We start from the raw sequence: 14,185 nt of genomic DNA on the forward strand, positions 1-14,185 counted from the left end.
CCGACGTGATACCGACGCAAAACCGCAAGGGGTTTTGCACCCAACACCCCCTTCATTTTGCCCAAAATACTCCCGCCGGAGGCGTCCCAACGGCGCCTCTTGCCCCTCGCTCACGGGTGGAATAGTGACCCCACACCAAAAGCAATCGCGGCTGCCGCACCGCCGATCGCCAGCGTCTCGAACCCCGACCGCCACCACGGCTCCGGCGACCAAAATGATTTGCTTGCGCCGATGACAAAAAAGACAACCCCCGTCATCGCCGCAGACCATGTAAATGCGTCCAATACACTGAAAACAAAAGGCAAAAGTGGAATCAGCCCGGCCACAAGAAACGCCAAGAACGTCGCCACAGCGGCCCGCATCGGGTGCGGATCCACACCGGCCAAACCGTATTCGCCTTCCAGCATCAACTGAATGGCGGCCTCTTCGTTGGCCGCAATCGCATCCGCCGCCGCCTCCAGAACCTCCCCCTCCAGCCCCTTCAGGCGCAGGATTTCCTTTATCTCCCGGCGTTCTCCCTCGGGGTGCTCACGCAGATGCCGCTTCTCAACCCCCCGCAACCGGCGCGCATGATCCAGCTCCGCCTTGGTTCCCGAGTAATTTCCCGCCGCCATCGAAAACCCGTCCGCCAGCACATTCGCCAACCCCAGCGCAACAATGATCATCGGCGACAGCCCGGCGCCCGCGACCCCCGCGACAATGGCAAAGGTCGTGACCGATCCGTCGATCCCGCCATACACAAGATCGCGCAGATATCCCCGCCCTGGCGGGGCACCGATCCTTTTTTCGACTTCGCTTTGAGAATGGCCATGATCTTTCATGGCCTCAGACTGTCAAAGCCGCCGCTGCGCCTCCATGCGCCAGATCAAAAAAGACGGGTTCAGCGATCAAACAGCCCGGTCAACGCCCTTTTGACCAACCCGGAAACCGAGGGACGCCGCCCCTCGCCAAAGGGCAAGGGTCGACACACTTCCATAGCCGCGACCCCAACGCGCGCGGTCAGGGCACCGTTCACAAGCCCCTCGCCAAACCGGCGGCTCAACTTGGCCAGCGCACCGCCCCCCGCCAGCGTTCCGATCAGGTCATCGCCCACGGCGACGGCCCCGGTGGCCACGAGATGCGTCATCACTGCCCGGAACAGGCGCCAACTGCCCAGCGTTCCTGCGCGCCCGCCGTAAATCTCGGCCACACGCCGGATCATCCGCATATTGGCCGTCAACGCCGCCACCACATCCGCAAGCGCCAACGGCACCAGCGCAGTGACGGTCGCCACCTGCCGTGCAGCCGCCTCCACTTCCCGCCGTGCTGCTGCGTCCAGAGGAGCCATCACCTCGGCTTCGGCCAGCTGCAACAGGGCATCGCCATCCATGACGTCTCCGCGTCGCTCCGCCAGCCGCTCCCGGCCCCAACGCGTATCCTCGCGACCGCGATAGAACCGGGTCAGATTGTCTACGACCACGCGCGCCTCGGCCAGCGTCCCGCCCGCTTGTGCCGCATCCGCCTGCTGCCGCAGCTGGTCGACCCGGCGCAACCGCGCGAACCCGGCCAGCTCCTTGAACATCATGGCCACAGCCACCAGCAGCAACGCCGCGCCCAATCCGGTCACGGCCCATCCCAGAACCGGTGACCGCGCGACCATCCCGGTCACGAAATCCCAAGCCGCCACTGAAACAACCGCCCCGAAAAACGCCGCCAGCAGCGCCCAGAACCACCGCGCAAGCCGTGACGGCCTCCGCGCGCCCAACCGCGCCGCGACCTGCATCGCTTGCCCCTCCGGCAAAGGCGGCGTCACATCCGGCACCGGCGCGGCTTCGGCCACGTTCACGGACGGCTTGTCGTCCAAATCAATCAACACAGGCCCGTTGGTCACAACCGATCTCCAATCAGGAATTGCGCCGCCCGGTCCAGCCGGATGTGCGGCGGCCCCTCACCTGGGCGCAAGCTCAGCGGCGCGGGCGCAAATTTCATCACCTCATAGTCCTGACCAAGCCAGGTTTCGGCCCCGTCCCGAGCGGGAACCAGCAATTGCGATGGATCATCGGGCAATGCCCCTGGATAAAACGCCGCTTGGCGCCCGGTATCGAGCAACCGCCCGCGCACGCAATCAAGCGCCTTCCCGTCATGCGCAACCGTTTCCTCCACCGTCGCCCTGAGCGCCGCCAGCGACAATGCGCTGGTTTCAGCCCCGGCAAACTGTGCGCGGTCCGCCGCATCGCGGGTCAGCGCCTGCATGATCGCGGTCAGCTGGGGGTGTTGGGAATGATGCAAATGATCCGCTTTGGTTGCGGCAAACAGGATCTTCTCCACCCGCTTGCCCAACAGCAACCGGCTCAGAAACGCATTCCGTCCCGGTCGAAACGCCGACAGGATATCTGCCAGCCCGCCCCGCATGTCTTCCACGGCGCGCGGCCCGTTATGGATCGCGCCAAGCACATCGACCAGCACCACCTGCCGGTCAATCCGTGCGAAATGGTCCCGGAAAAACGGCTTCACCACCTGGGCCTTATAGGCCTCGAACCGCCGCTCGTACGCCCGCCACAAGGACCGCTTCCCGGCCCGCACCACCTCTGGCAGGGGCGCAAAGGTCAGAACCGGCGATCCCTCAAGGTCGCCCGGCAGCAAAAACCGCCCCGGCGTGCAATCGGAATACCCCGCGTTCCGCGCCGCGTTGAGGTAATCGGTAAAGGCCGCGGCAAGCGCCTTGGCGCTCGGCTCATCAAGTTCCGCTGCACCATCTGCAGCCTGCATCAACGCGCAATAGGCTTCGGCCTCGGCGCGCCCGGCAATGCGCTCCAGAACCTCACCACTCCACTGCGCATAGCTTTTGTCAAGCAGCGCGAGGTCCAGCAACCACTCCCCCGGATAGTCCACGATATCAAGGTGGATCGTACGCGGCCCCTGCAACCCCGAGAGCAATCCCGAAGGGCGTACCCTAAGCGACAGGCGCAATTCGCTGATCGCCCGCGTGCTGTCAGGCCAACGCGGTTCCGGCCCGGTCAGGGCCGCAAGATGTGTCTCATAATCAAAACGCGGCACCGTGACATCCGGTTGCGGCTGCAGAAACGCTGCCTCTATGCGGCCTTCCGAGGCCGCCACCAGCTGCCCCATACGCCCCCGATCCATCAGGTTGGCCACCAAAGAGGTGATGAAAACGGTCTTGCCCGACCGCGCCAACCCGGTCACCCCCAAACGGATCACCGGCTCGAACAACGCCTCTGACACCGCGTCGCCGATGGCTTCGACCCCGCGTGTCACGCTGTCCGCAATTGTGGAAATGACCAAACCAACGGCCCCTTTGACTGCTTCGCTTCGAACCTAAGCCCTGCCCCCGCCCTTTTCCAGTGGCCCAAGACCGCTTCATTTCCCCCTTGGAATCGTCTAAAGCGCGCCCATGCCCAGATATGCCCTTCAGGTCGAATACCACGGACACCCCTTTGCCGGCTGGCAGCGCCAGGCGGATCAGCCCTCGGTGCAGGGAGCCATCGAAGCCGCGCTTGCGCGCCTCGAACCCGGCCCACACACGATCGCCGCCGCAGGACGCACCGATGCGGGCGTGCACGGCCTCGCTCAGGTCGCCCATTGCGACATGTCCAAGGACTGGGACCCCTTCCGCCTGTCCGAGGCACTGAATCACCATCTGAAACCCGCCCCCGTCGCCATTCGAAACGCCGCCCGCGTCCCGGATGACTGGCACGCCCGCTTCTCGGCGGTTGAGCGGCGCTACCTCTTTCGCATCCTCATGCGCCGCGCCCCTGCGACGCATCAATCCGGCCTCGTCTGGCGCGTGAACCACAGGTTGGACGCAGACGCCATGCAGCGCGGCGCCGACCACCTGATCGGTCATCACGATTTCACCACTTTCCGCAGCACCATCTGCCAGGCCGCCAGCCCGGTCAAAACCCTTGATGAACTGCGCGTCGAACGTGTCGATACGCTCTGGGGGCCGGAAATCCACTTTCACGTCCGCGCCCGCTCCTTTCTGCACAATCAGGTCCGCAGCTTTGTCGGCACGCTCGAACGGGTCGGCGCAGGTGCCTGGACGCCGGGTGACGTAGCCAACGCGCTTGCCGCTCGCGACCGCGCGGCATGTGGCCCTGTCTGCCCGCCCCAAGGACTTTACCTTGCCGGTGTCGGCTACCCCGACGACCCTTTCATCTGAACATCTCTTCCATTTGCCAAAAATACCCCGGGGATGAATTGGGCCCGCGGTCCAAGAGGGGCCTGCACCCCTCCGACCCCAGCAAACCAAGGCCAAACGCCACCAGCTTACCCTGCGGAAACCCTTGACCCGGCCGGCCAACCTGGTGCTATCTGACCACCACCAGAACCGCATGAGGCCCTCTATGTACCAGCCCGCCATCACCGGCACCGGTGTCTTCACACCTGAAAACGTGATCACCAATGACGAGTTGGTCGAAAGCTTTAACGCTTTTGCCGATCTGGTAAACGCTCAGAACGCCGACGCAATTGCCGCGGGCACGGTGGAACCGATCCCGCATTCCTCGACCGAGTTCATCGTCAAGGCATCCGGCATCAACCAGCGCTACGTGATCGACAAGACGGGCGTGCTGGACCCGACTGTCATGCACCCGCTCCTGCGCCAACGCAGCGATGACGAGCCCTCGCTCATGTGCGAAATGGCGCTGGACGCCTGCCAGAAGGCACTTGGTCAGGCCGGCGTCGGTGCGGAAGACATTGATCTCGTGATCTGCGCTGCCTCCAACATGGAACGCGCCTATCCTGCGGTCGCTGTCGAAATACAGAGCGCGCTGGGAGCCAACGGCTTTGCCTTCGACATGAATGTCGCCTGTTCCTCGGCGACGTTCGGTATTCAGGCCGCCGCCGACATGATCCGCTCGGGATCGGTTCGCAAGGCCATCGTCGTGAACCCCGAAATCTGTTCGGCGCACCTGGAATGGCGCGACCGCGACTGCCACTTCATCTTCGGCGACGTGGCCACGGCGACTGTTCTGGAACGCTGCGAGGACGCCAAGAGTGATTATTTCGAAGTGATCTCGACCCGCTGCGCGACACAGTTCTCCAACAACATCCGCAATAATAACGGTTTCCTGCGCCGTTCGCGCCCGGACGGGCTCAAGGATCGCCGCGACATGCAGTTCATGCAGAATGGTCGCAAGGTGTTCAAAGAAGTGCTGCCCCTTGTGTCCCAGCACATGCTCGATCACCTTGCCACCGAAGGTATCGGACAGGATGACTTGCGTCGCATCTGGCTGCACCAGGCCAACAAGACAATGAACGACTTCATTGGCAAGAAAGTCCTTGGACGCAGCCCCGAGCCTGATGAGCAACCCAATATTCTTCAAGACTACGCGAACACCTCGTCCGCCGGGTCGATCATTGCCTTCTCGAAATACTCCGATGACATCGCTCCGGGCGAACACGGCATGATCTGTTCCTTCGGTGCCGGGTACTCGGTCGGTTCGGTACTTTTGCGCCGACATTGATTTGGATCATTTGCGGTTGGCGATTCGAATTCGCGATGCCAACCAGCATCAAGCCACTGTCTAATTCACCAGTGGATTCGGCAAATACTGTCAAAATTAACAGTCACGCATTACCCAATAGTTTGGGATTCCTTACCAGACACGCACTCTTCCCTAAGGTAATCTCGTCTTTGGAAGGAGCTTGAGCCGCACATGGCTGCATCCCCAGGCGGTCGCGGATCGGGCGTTCGGGCGGAGAATTCTCCAATCACCTTCTGCTCTGTGCTGTCCCGTGCAGAGGATCAATCGAGATGCACACCCGTGCACATCGGTTTTCCTGTAGGTCATTTCATGACGTCTGGGTGTTCCGGTTATCCGGGACACCCAATTTTTTTGTCCCCCGAAAAACCGGGGCTTTCCCTAGCGGCTGCGAAACTTGCCCGGACCGTTTTCAGAGACACCCATTTCCACCAGCACAGAATCCCGGCCTTCCCCGCGATGGCTGAGCGGGTCGGGCAACAAACCGGAACTCATCGCGAGTGCTGCCAGTTCGGCGCGATTGCTCAAGCCGGTCTTGTTCAGAAGGTTGTTCATACGCTGACGCACCGCAGACACTGAAATTCCCAATTGTTCCGCGATAACCTTGTCCTGCAACCCGGCACCGATCATTTCCAGCAACTCGCGCTGTTTGTCGGAAATCGCGTTCCGCTCGACGAACTCGGCCGCGAAATGCATCATGTAGCGCTGATGTCCCATCAGCGCAGCGGCATTCAGAACCCATCCATGCGTCTGGATGATCCGCTTCATGTCCCGCTTGCTGTGATTGCCGGAAAACGTGATTAACGCGGCCTGCGCGGGCGCATGCACCCGCAGTGGAATCGAGAAGCCGGCACGGATGCCACGTGAAGCGGCTTCGCGCAGCACCTTGTAGCGCGCCTCGGGGATATGGTGGTACTCGTCGACAAACTCCAGCCCGACCGCAATCGGTGTCAGGTGGTGCATCGCGTGCGTACGGAAATAGGACCACTTGGCCAGGTCCGGGTCTTTGTTGACCGCATTGAGCCAGGTCGAATCGTAAGAGGTGCGGATAAAGAGTGTTTTTTTCCAGTCGGCGTAGTTATTGGCCGAAATGAAGTCGATATAAGGCAGGTTCAATGTCCGCCCCAGACGGACAATCAGCCGCCAGACATCCGCCGAGTGCGACGTGGCCTCAAGGCCGACCAGAAACTCCTGCAACAGCTCCGGCACATACTGTTCGGCTGCTGTCAGGGGGCGGCGGTTCTGGCCATCCTCCATCGCCCTAGACCGTTTCCTCTTCGAGATGCAGCTTCATGTCCACAAGGACTTGCTGTAGCGCCACCGTCTCGCGCAAAAGCCGTTTGGCCTCGGTCACGGTGATGATCCCGTCTTCGATCGACTGACTATATTCCGCCATCAGCACGGCAAATCGCTGGCTCAGGGCGATCACATCGGAGTTCACCCCACCCTTTTCGTCGGTATTGCGGCGGCGTTCGTCATGGGACAGCGTGATGCCCTGCAATTCGGCAAGCGCTGCGGTGACATGCGGATACGAGGCCGCCTCTTCAAGCGCAACCACGGCGTCGATCGGCATGAACCGGTCTTCGTGTTCGTCATGGGCCGAATAATAGCGCCCCAGTGTCGCCTTTGACTTGCCAGTCAGCTTGCACGCCGCCTCGATTCCCACGTCCTTGACGAGGGCCTCCGAATGTTTCTTCAAATAGCTTCCGACGACGCCCATACCCATGCTCCGAGTCTACCACCCATTCCCAAAACCGGGGAATGTTACAAGTCTTTTCCCATTAATAACTTAAGCCCGATTTGTCATTCAATAATTGCTTGTGACGTCGCGGGCATGTGTGAGTTTCCGGCACTGTTACGCCGGATACTACGGGTACGCCTCCCTTTGCATCCCGCCAGGGGAGGCGTATTCCCGTCTGCAGGAAAGCCCGCCTCCCATCCCGGCGGGACTTTCCGCAGCAACCCTCTTGCGCACGCCCGCAACACCGTCCTATCACCGCGCGCATGGCCAAGCTCTACTTTCACTACTCGACCATGAATGCCGGCAAATCGACCGTGCTTTTGCAGGCATCCCACAACTACCGCGAACGCGGCATGCAGACGTACCTTCTGACCGCGCGGTTTGATGATCGTGCCGGCAAGGGCAAGATCGCCTCGCGGATTGGTATTTCTGAGGACGCGGACACATTCGGCCCGGACACGGATCTGTTCGCGCAGCTTCAAACCCGCCTCGTTCAAGGTCCGGTCACCTGCGTCTTCATCGACGAAGCCCAGTTCCTGACCGAAGATCAGGTCTGGCAGCTGGCGCGCGCCGTGGACGATCTGCGCGTGCCGGTCATGTGCTACGGGTTGCGCGTCGACTTCCAAGGCAAGCTGTTCCCTGGTTCTGCCGCGCTGCTCGCGCTGTCGGACGAAATGCGCGAGGTGCGCACGATCTGCCATTGCGGCAAGAAAGCCACCATGGTCGTGCGTCAGGACGAAACCGGGGCCGTGCTGCGCGAGGGCGCGCAGGTTCAGATTGGCGGCAATGAAACCTACGTCTCGCTCTGCCGTCGCCACTGGCGCGAAGCCATGGGGGACCTGCCGTCCGACACCATGGCCTGAACAGGCCTTCAGGCGTCCACCGAAGGTGAAAGTACGACTGGCGATCCATCCGGTCCGGTGGCCTTAAGACGTCCCGATTCAACATGTGATCGGGCACTTTCGTGAATGCGTTCCGAGCGATCCCGCCCAACGACCCGACGCTTGCGCAGCAGGAACATCTTGCCCCAGCCGCGCCACGTCCCCACCATAGGCGCGTCCGCATCGGTCACGAAACGCGCGCGCCATCCGTCCGGCAGGCGCACGTCGCAGCTTTCCAGCTTTTCCAGCATCCAGACCAGCGGGATATTCGACAGGGGCCGCGCCGCGTCATAGCCGCCAAGCATGCCGCCCACATCGCCATGTGACCCACGAAACCAGACCTGTTCCGCCCGCCCGTCCCAGCTTTCGGGGCATTCCCAAAGCACCGGCTCGAACACTTCGCGGGTTTCATCAAGCGCCAGCGCGTGGAACCCGTGTTTCACTGACGGGCTCAAGTTGTGGTTGTGATGCTGGTGACGATCCTCGGTCAGGCGCCACAAGATAGGCAACCGCAGCCCCAACGCCTTGACCGTGTCCCAGACCCCGACCATCTCGACCATGATACCTTCATGGCAATAAGCCTTGGCGAAAGCACGGGCGGCATCGCTTTCCGGGGCCCACTCATAGTGGCGATAGGCTGTGCGAATATTGCGCTCGGTAGCGCAGGCCGTCCGCAGCAGCCCCACCCGGTCAATTACCCCGGCCAGCGAGCGCACAGCAAACGCCCCGCGGGAATACCCCATGAGCACGATCCGGTCTCCGGGGCGGTATCGTGACGCCAGATACCCGTAGGCGCGTCTGATCTGACGGTTAATCCCCCGCCCCATCATCACGTCAAGCGTATGGCGCCAGCCGGGCCACTGCACCCCAGCTTCGTAGTAAAGCGATACCTCCGCGCCCATCTCCTGCAAAAGGCGATAGGTGAGGCCGGCATTTGTTTCCTGTCCGGGCTCCAATGTCGACATCGTGCCATCGAGAATGATCACATGGGTCTGCGGTCCGCGACGCGCAACGGCTGCGGAATGGTCTTCGCTCGCGCGTCGACCAAGCCATCCGAGTAGTCGTTCATGCAGCCGTCTGAGAGGCATCCCTTAACATTTCCCATACGCGCAGCGGTGTGAAGGGCATATCCGCCTGGCGAACACCGTGCTCCCATAAGGCATCCTGCACCGCATTCGCTGCCGCCGCCATAGCGCCCACGGTCCCGGCCTCGCCACAGCCTTTCATCCCCATCGCATTTGCCGTGGACGGCACCGCCTCGGTGGTGAACCGGATCATCGGCAAATCCCCGGCGCGCGGCATGGCGTAATCCATGAAAGTCGCAGTCAGCAACTGCCCATCCTCGTCAAAGACGACATGTTCCATCAACGCCTGTCCGACGCCTTGCGCCACCCCGCCATGCACCTGCCCCTCGGCCAGCATCGGGTTGATCAGGTTGCCAAAATCGTCGACCACGTCATAGCGGTCGACCGTGACCTGCCCTGTCTCGGGGTCAATCTCGACCTCGGCGACATGCGCCCCGTTGGGGAAAGAGCGCGCCTCAAGCGTCATGCGCGCCTCGTGGCGGAGCAGGTCTTCGCGCCCGTCGGCCCGGGCCATTTCTGCGGCTTCAAGCATCGTCGGATGCAGGTTTGACCCGTCGGCGCGGAACTGCTCATCATCAAAGCGCACCGCCTCGGGATCGACCCCCATCTTTTCTGCCAGAAATGGCGTGAAGGCCGCGATCATCTTCTCGACCGTCACCAGCGTGGCTGAATTCTGCACCGTGACCGAACGTGACCCGCCGGTGCCGCCACCCTGCGCAATCCGGTCGCTGTCCCCCTGCACCACTTCGATCAGATACGCCGGAATCCCGGTCTGATCCGACAGGAACTGGGCATAAACCGTCTCATGCCCCTGTCCGTTGCTTTGCGTCCCGACATAGATCGACACGGTGCCATCCTCGTTGAACTCCACCTTCGCCCCTTCCGAAGGATCGCCCAGAATGCTTTCGATATAGTAACACAAACCCCGCCCGCGCAGCTTTCCCCTTCCCGCGCTGGCCGATTTACGCGCCTCAAACCCGTCCCAGTCAGAGAACGCAGCCGCCCGTGTCAGCACCCGGTCGAAATCACCCACGTCATAGGTTTCCCCCGTCGCCGTCTTGTACGGGAACGCCTCTTTCGGAATGAAACTGCGCCGCCGCAGCTCCAGCGGATCCACCCCCAATTCGCGTGCCGCCCGGTCCATGAGGCGCTCCAGCACGTAAATTGCCTCGGGCCGCCCGGCCCCGCGATAGGCATCCACCGGCGTCGTGTTGGTATAGATCCCTTCAACCCGCAGCCAAGTGTCCTGCACGTCATAAACGCCCATGAGAACCCGGCTGAACAGGTTGGTCTGAATGGCTTGGGCAAACTGCGAGTTATAGGCCCCGAGGTTGCAGGTCGTATGCACCCGATAGGCAATCGCCTTGAGGTTCTCGTCAAACGCCATCTCCGCCATCGACACGAGGTCACGCCCGGCATTGTCCGACAACATCGCCTCGGTACGCTCCGCCATCCAGCGCACCGGCCGCCCGACGATGCGCGCGGCCTGCGCGATTACGAAAGGCTCGTTATAGACCATGGCCTTCATGCCGAACCCACCGCCCGTATCGGGGTTGGTCACACGGACCTCCTCAGGTTCCAACCCGAAAATCCGGGCCACCTGCGCCTTGGGCACCCAGACCCCTTGCGCGTTTACCGCGACATGCACCCGTCCGTCTTCCCATTCGGCATAGCTGCCGCGCGGCTCCAGCGAATTGACGATCACCCGGTTGTCGCCAACCTCCAGCCGCATCACATGCGCTGCCTTGGCAAAGGCGGCCTCGGTCGCCGCCTCATCCCCCAGCCCCCAGTCAAACGCCCGGTTGTCCGGCGCTTCGGCGTGCAGCGTCTCGCCGCCCGCCGCCACATCCACATGCGCGGGCAGATCGTCAAAATCGAACAGGATCATTTCCGCCGCATCACGTGCTTGCGCCAGTGTTTCTGCCACCACCACCGCGATCGGTTCCCCGACATAGCGCACACGGCCCTCGGCCAGCAAAGGCCGCTTGGGCCCGGCCCCGGTCGAGCCGTCCCGGTTCTTGACCTGCGTCCCCAAAAGCCGCGCGTCCAGCCCCGCCGCCTCAAGATCGGCCTGCGTCAGAATGCAATGCACCCCCTCGGCCTCAACCGCATCGCTGACATCCAGTTCCGTGATCTCTGCATGTGCCACCGGCGAGCGAAGGAAAAACGCATGCAGCCCGTCCTTGGGCGCAATGTCATCCACATACCGCCCCTGCCCGGTCAGAAACCGCGAATCCTCGACCCGCCGCACCGGCTGGCTTTTTCCGAACTTTTCCATGCACCTGCTCCCCGCGCGTCAGATTGTTAACATGGAATGTAATCTGCGCGGACAGCATGTCCAGAGGGACCGTCGCTCACAAAGAAGCGACGGTGACGATCTCCTGTCGGCCATAGCCGTTGAACCCGGTCGAAATCGACGAGGAATAGGCCCCCATTGCCCGGATCATCACGTAATCACCCTCCGCGACGCCCTCGGGCAACGCCATACGGTCCGGCAACCGGTCGATACTGTCACAGGTCGGCCCGAACACCACTTTCTGCGCCATCGCACCTTCCAGCGCCCCGCCATCCGGGCGCATCACCGACACCCGGTCGGGCGCACCAATGTCGCGCAGTTCGGTCAGCGATCCATACACACCGTCATTCAGGAACACCGCATCCCCGCGCACCGCCTTGACCCGAAGCGCCAATGTAAAGCTCTCGGCAACCATCGCCCGGCCCGGCTCACACACCAGCGCGGGACGCGCGATACCAAAGGCGCGATTGGTCTCGGACGCAATCCGGTCAAAAATTGCCTCAAGATCAGGGGCCGCCCCCCGGCGATGGGCGGCAAAACCGCCCCCCACATTCAGCCGCTTCAAGGTCACGCCCGCGCGGCGCGCCACATCCGCCGCTTCCACGATATACACCGCCCATGCCTGCGGATCGGCGCATTGCGTACCCGGATGAAAGGTCAGGGAAACATCAAATCCCATCGCGCGCGCCTTTTTCATCAGCGCCACCGCTTGATCCGGGTCGGCTCCGAATTTCTCACCAAAATCATAGGCTGCCCCCGGCACCGGCATCCGCAGGCGCACCGCGATCTCGGTGCAATGCCGTGGAACATCGGCCAGCTTGTCCAACTCGCACGGGCAATCCACCGACCAGCTCGCAATGCCATGCCCCACCGCCCCGGCGATCTCGGCCACCGACCGCACCGGGTTGTGGTAGTGCAACACCGCATCCGCCTTGGCCTGCCGCACCTTTTCCATCTCGCTCAGCGAGGCGACGTCAAACGCCCCCAGCCCGGCCCCTACGAGGTTATCGAGCACTGCCGCCTGATCATTGGCCTTGACCGCATAGGTCACCAGCCCGTCAAACCCCGCTTCGAACCGACGCGCGGTCGCCTGCAAAACATCCGGTGAAAAGTACAAGATCGGATCATCGGGTTGGAATTTCTTGAGATGCCAAGTGGGAGAAGGCCAAAGGGCCGGTTGATTGCGCATATCTGCCTCACGTCCTGTTTCTTTTCAGACTCAGGTAGTTTTCAGTCGATTTCACGTGCTGATATGGTAAATAGGCGGGAATTTTTCGGCAAAGTGACGAAACACAAATGCAACTTGACGAAATCGACCGCAAACTGCTCACACTTCTATCGGAAAACGCGCGTGCCCCCGTGGCCACGCTGGCCCGCCAGCTCGGCCTTGCGCGCACCACGGTTCAGGCCAGGATCGACCGGCTTGAACAAGGCGGCGCCATTGCCGGATACACCCTTAAACTTGGGGAAATGGCGCGCCCGCGCATCCGGGCCACCGCCCTCGTGTCGATCGAGCTGCGTGCCGGTCCGTCGGTGCTTCAAAGACTCAAGACCCTGCCTGCCGTCGAATCGGTACACACCTGTTCGGGCCGGGTCGACCTGATCGTCCGCATCGCCGCCGAATCAACCACCGAACTGGACGAAACCCTTGACCGGATCGGTGAAACCAAGGGCGTGCGCAGTTCCGAAAGCCTGATCCACCTGAGCACCAAGCTCTCGCGCAGCCGCGCCTAAGCCCACCCCTGCGCGCGCACCCAGTCCAAAAGCCAGTCGCGAAACCGCCGCGCGGGCGGGCGCAGACCGCTCAGGCTGTCGTAAACCAGATAATAAGCTTGGCTGCCCTGCACCTCGAACCCGGGCAGGCATGGCACCAGCCCGGCCCCTTGCATTTCAAGGTCGCTCGCAGGTGTCCGCGCGAGGGCAATCCCGCGTCCCGCGCGGGACATTGCCATTGCCATCAACGTGTTATCCGCATGCACCATCCGCCCCGCTCCGGGCCGCGCCCGCGCCGTTTCCAAAACCTGCCGCCAACCGGAACGATGTGTGCCCACCTCGATCAGCGGCCAATCCAACAGGTCGCCCGCATGGGCAATCTGGCGCGCCACATCCGGCGGCGCCACGGGGATCAACCACTCCCCCATGATCCGATCACTCTCACGCCCATACTCATGCGGGTTGCCAAAGATGATCTTGAGATCGCTGAACCCCTGCTGAAAATCACTCGCTGAATTTCCGGTGCTGAGCATCACCGAAATCCCCGGATGCTGCGCCTCGAATTCGGCCAACCCCTTGGTGAGTATCCCATGGGCAAAGATCAGCACCGATTGCAGGTAAAGCCCCTGCCCGCCGACCGCCCCAAAAAGCCCTTCGGTGGCCTCTTCCAGTGTCATCAACGCCTGCTGCACCGGGGGCAGATAGGCCCGCCCCGCCTCGGTCAACCGCACCGCCTGTGCATGGCGCGAGAACAGAGGCGCGCCAAGCCGGTCTTCCAGCGCACGCACTTGTTGGCTGACGGCGGCTGCGGACATGTTCAACTGCTGCGCGGCGCGCGCAAAGCTCTCGGTACGCGCGGCGGCTTCGAACACGCGCAGCCAGTTCAGCGAAGGAATACGGCTCTCCATCCCAGCAGGCTAAGCTCAGCTTAGCCTCTGAGGCAAGAGCCGCCGTGCTGCAAATCGCGCTTCCCGCACTAGCCTCAG

General features: G+C 62.3%; 13 protein-coding genes. 4 read left to right on the forward strand and 9 right to left on the reverse strand.

The features are described from left to right. Positions 1-110: 110 nt before the first annotated feature. From BMZ35_RS03115 to BMZ35_RS03125, 3 genes are read right to left on the reverse strand one after another with little or no spacing between them, the layout of a single operon-like run. Positions 111-821, reverse strand: coding sequence for a VIT1/CCC1 transporter family protein (locus BMZ35_RS03115; protein ID WP_093090777.1), 711 nt, complete (start codon positions 819-821; stop codon positions 111-113). A gap of 59 nt (positions 822-880) precedes the next feature. After that, positions 881-1,870, reverse strand: coding sequence for a YcjF family protein (locus tag BMZ35_RS03120; protein WP_093090779.1), 990 nt, complete (start codon positions 1,868-1,870; stop codon positions 881-883). Further along, the gene (locus BMZ35_RS03125; RefSeq protein WP_093090781.1) at positions 1,867-3,282 is read right to left on the reverse strand and encodes a YcjX family GTP-binding protein; all 1,416 of its coding nucleotides are present in this window, start codon (positions 3,280-3,282) and stop codon (positions 1,867-1,869) included. The genes BMZ35_RS03120 and BMZ35_RS03125 overlap by 4 nt, the downstream gene beginning before the upstream one ends. A gap of 109 nt (positions 3,283-3,391) precedes the next feature. On the opposite strand from BMZ35_RS03125, the gene truA reads away from it, so the two are divergent. Next, positions 3,392-4,159: a tRNA pseudouridine(38-40) synthase TruA gene (truA, locus tag BMZ35_RS03130; protein WP_093090783.1), complete on the forward strand. Its 768-nt coding sequence runs from the start codon at positions 3,392-3,394 to the stop codon at positions 4,157-4,159. Between the two features lie 184 nt (positions 4,160-4,343). Continuing rightward, on the forward strand, positions 4,344-5,465 hold the full coding sequence (locus BMZ35_RS03135; RefSeq protein ID WP_093090785.1) for a beta-ketoacyl-ACP synthase III: 1,122 nt from the start codon (positions 4,344-4,346) through the stop codon (positions 5,463-5,465). Positions 5,466-5,864: 399 nt separating this feature from the next. Here BMZ35_RS03135 and BMZ35_RS03140 read toward each other — a convergent pair whose 3' ends face one another. Both BMZ35_RS03140 and BMZ35_RS03145 read right to left on the reverse strand, forming a co-directional pair. Beyond that, positions 5,865-6,740, reverse strand: a complete 876-nt coding sequence (locus tag BMZ35_RS03140; protein ID WP_093090787.1) for a helix-turn-helix transcriptional regulator — start codon at positions 6,738-6,740, stop codon at positions 5,865-5,867. A gap of 4 nt (positions 6,741-6,744) precedes the next feature. After that, positions 6,745-7,203: a hypothetical protein gene (locus BMZ35_RS03145; RefSeq protein ID WP_093092518.1), complete on the reverse strand. Its 459-nt coding sequence runs from the start codon at positions 7,201-7,203 to the stop codon at positions 6,745-6,747. Positions 7,204-7,487: 284 nt separating this feature from the next. On the opposite strand from BMZ35_RS03145, the gene BMZ35_RS03150 reads away from it, so the two are divergent. Continuing rightward, the gene (locus tag BMZ35_RS03150; RefSeq protein ID WP_093090789.1) at positions 7,488-8,087 is read left to right on the forward strand and encodes a thymidine kinase; all 600 of its coding nucleotides are present in this window, start codon (positions 7,488-7,490) and stop codon (positions 8,085-8,087) included. Positions 8,088-8,095: 8 nt separating this feature from the next. On the opposite strand, the gene BMZ35_RS03155 is transcribed toward BMZ35_RS03150, so the two are convergent. The 3 genes from BMZ35_RS03155 to BMZ35_RS03165 form a co-directional block, all read right to left on the reverse strand. After that, positions 8,096-9,193: a DUF2235 domain-containing protein gene (locus BMZ35_RS03155; RefSeq protein ID WP_093090791.1), complete on the reverse strand. Its 1,098-nt coding sequence runs from the start codon at positions 9,191-9,193 to the stop codon at positions 8,096-8,098. Then, positions 9,171-11,468: a xanthine dehydrogenase family protein molybdopterin-binding subunit gene (locus tag BMZ35_RS03160; RefSeq protein WP_093090793.1), complete on the reverse strand. Its 2,298-nt coding sequence runs from the start codon at positions 11,466-11,468 to the stop codon at positions 9,171-9,173. The genes BMZ35_RS03155 and BMZ35_RS03160 overlap by 23 nt, the downstream gene beginning before the upstream one ends. A 76-nt stretch (positions 11,469-11,544) precedes the next feature. Continuing rightward, a complete protein-coding gene (locus tag BMZ35_RS03165) occupies positions 11,545-12,675 on the reverse strand; it encodes a type III PLP-dependent enzyme (protein WP_093090795.1) in 1,131 nt (376 codons plus the stop codon). A gap of 107 nt (positions 12,676-12,782) precedes the next feature. Here BMZ35_RS03165 and BMZ35_RS03170 point away from each other — a divergent pair, with 107 nt between their 5' ends. Next, positions 12,783-13,220, forward strand: coding sequence for an Lrp/AsnC family transcriptional regulator (locus BMZ35_RS03170; RefSeq protein ID WP_093090797.1), 438 nt, complete (start codon positions 12,783-12,785; stop codon positions 13,218-13,220). Here the strand turns inward: BMZ35_RS03170 and BMZ35_RS03175 are convergent. Continuing rightward, entirely contained in the window at positions 13,217-14,107 is an 891-nt protein-coding gene (locus BMZ35_RS03175) for a LysR family transcriptional regulator (protein WP_093090799.1), read from the reverse strand. The genes BMZ35_RS03170 and BMZ35_RS03175 overlap by 4 nt on opposite strands. Positions 14,108-14,185: the final 78 nt, after the last annotated feature.

Source organism: Shimia aestuarii (genome assembly GCF_900114635.1).
Classification (GTDB): domain Bacteria; phylum Pseudomonadota; class Alphaproteobacteria; order Rhodobacterales; family Rhodobacteraceae; genus Shimia; species Shimia aestuarii.

What these genes read in the sequence shown, in the direction of transcription:
- BMZ35_RS03115 (WP_093090777.1), bottom strand. Translation starts at nt 821, where the DNA reads ATGAAAGATCATGGCCATTCTCAAAGCGAAGTCGAAAAAAGGATCGGT.
- truA (WP_093090783.1), top strand. Translation starts at nt 3,392, where the DNA reads ATGCCCAGATATGCCCTTCAGGTCGAATACCACGGACACCCCTTTGCC.
- BMZ35_RS03135 (WP_093090785.1), top strand. Translation starts at nt 4,344, where the DNA reads ATGTACCAGCCCGCCATCACCGGCACCGGTGTCTTCACACCTGAAAAC.
- BMZ35_RS03140 (WP_093090787.1), bottom strand. Translation starts at nt 6,740, where the DNA reads ATGGAGGATGGCCAGAACCGCCGCCCCCTGACAGCAGCCGAACAGTAT.
- BMZ35_RS03145 (WP_093092518.1), bottom strand. Translation starts at nt 7,203, where the DNA reads ATGGGCGTCGTCGGAAGCTATTTGAAGAAACATTCGGAGGCCCTCGTC.
- BMZ35_RS03150 (WP_093090789.1), top strand. Translation starts at nt 7,488, where the DNA reads ATGGCCAAGCTCTACTTTCACTACTCGACCATGAATGCCGGCAAATCG.
- BMZ35_RS03155 (WP_093090791.1), bottom strand. Translation starts at nt 9,193, where the DNA reads ATGCCTCTCAGACGGCTGCATGAACGACTACTCGGATGGCTTGGTCGA.
- BMZ35_RS03160 (WP_093090793.1), bottom strand. Translation starts at nt 11,468, where the DNA reads ATGGAAAAGTTCGGAAAAAGCCAGCCGGTGCGGCGGGTCGAGGATTCG.
- BMZ35_RS03165 (WP_093090795.1), bottom strand. Translation starts at nt 12,675, where the DNA reads ATGCGCAATCAACCGGCCCTTTGGCCTTCTCCCACTTGGCATCTCAAG.
- BMZ35_RS03170 (WP_093090797.1), top strand. Translation starts at nt 12,783, where the DNA reads ATGCAACTTGACGAAATCGACCGCAAACTGCTCACACTTCTATCGGAA.
- BMZ35_RS03175 (WP_093090799.1), bottom strand. Translation starts at nt 14,107, where the DNA reads ATGGAGAGCCGTATTCCTTCGCTGAACTGGCTGCGCGTGTTCGAAGCC.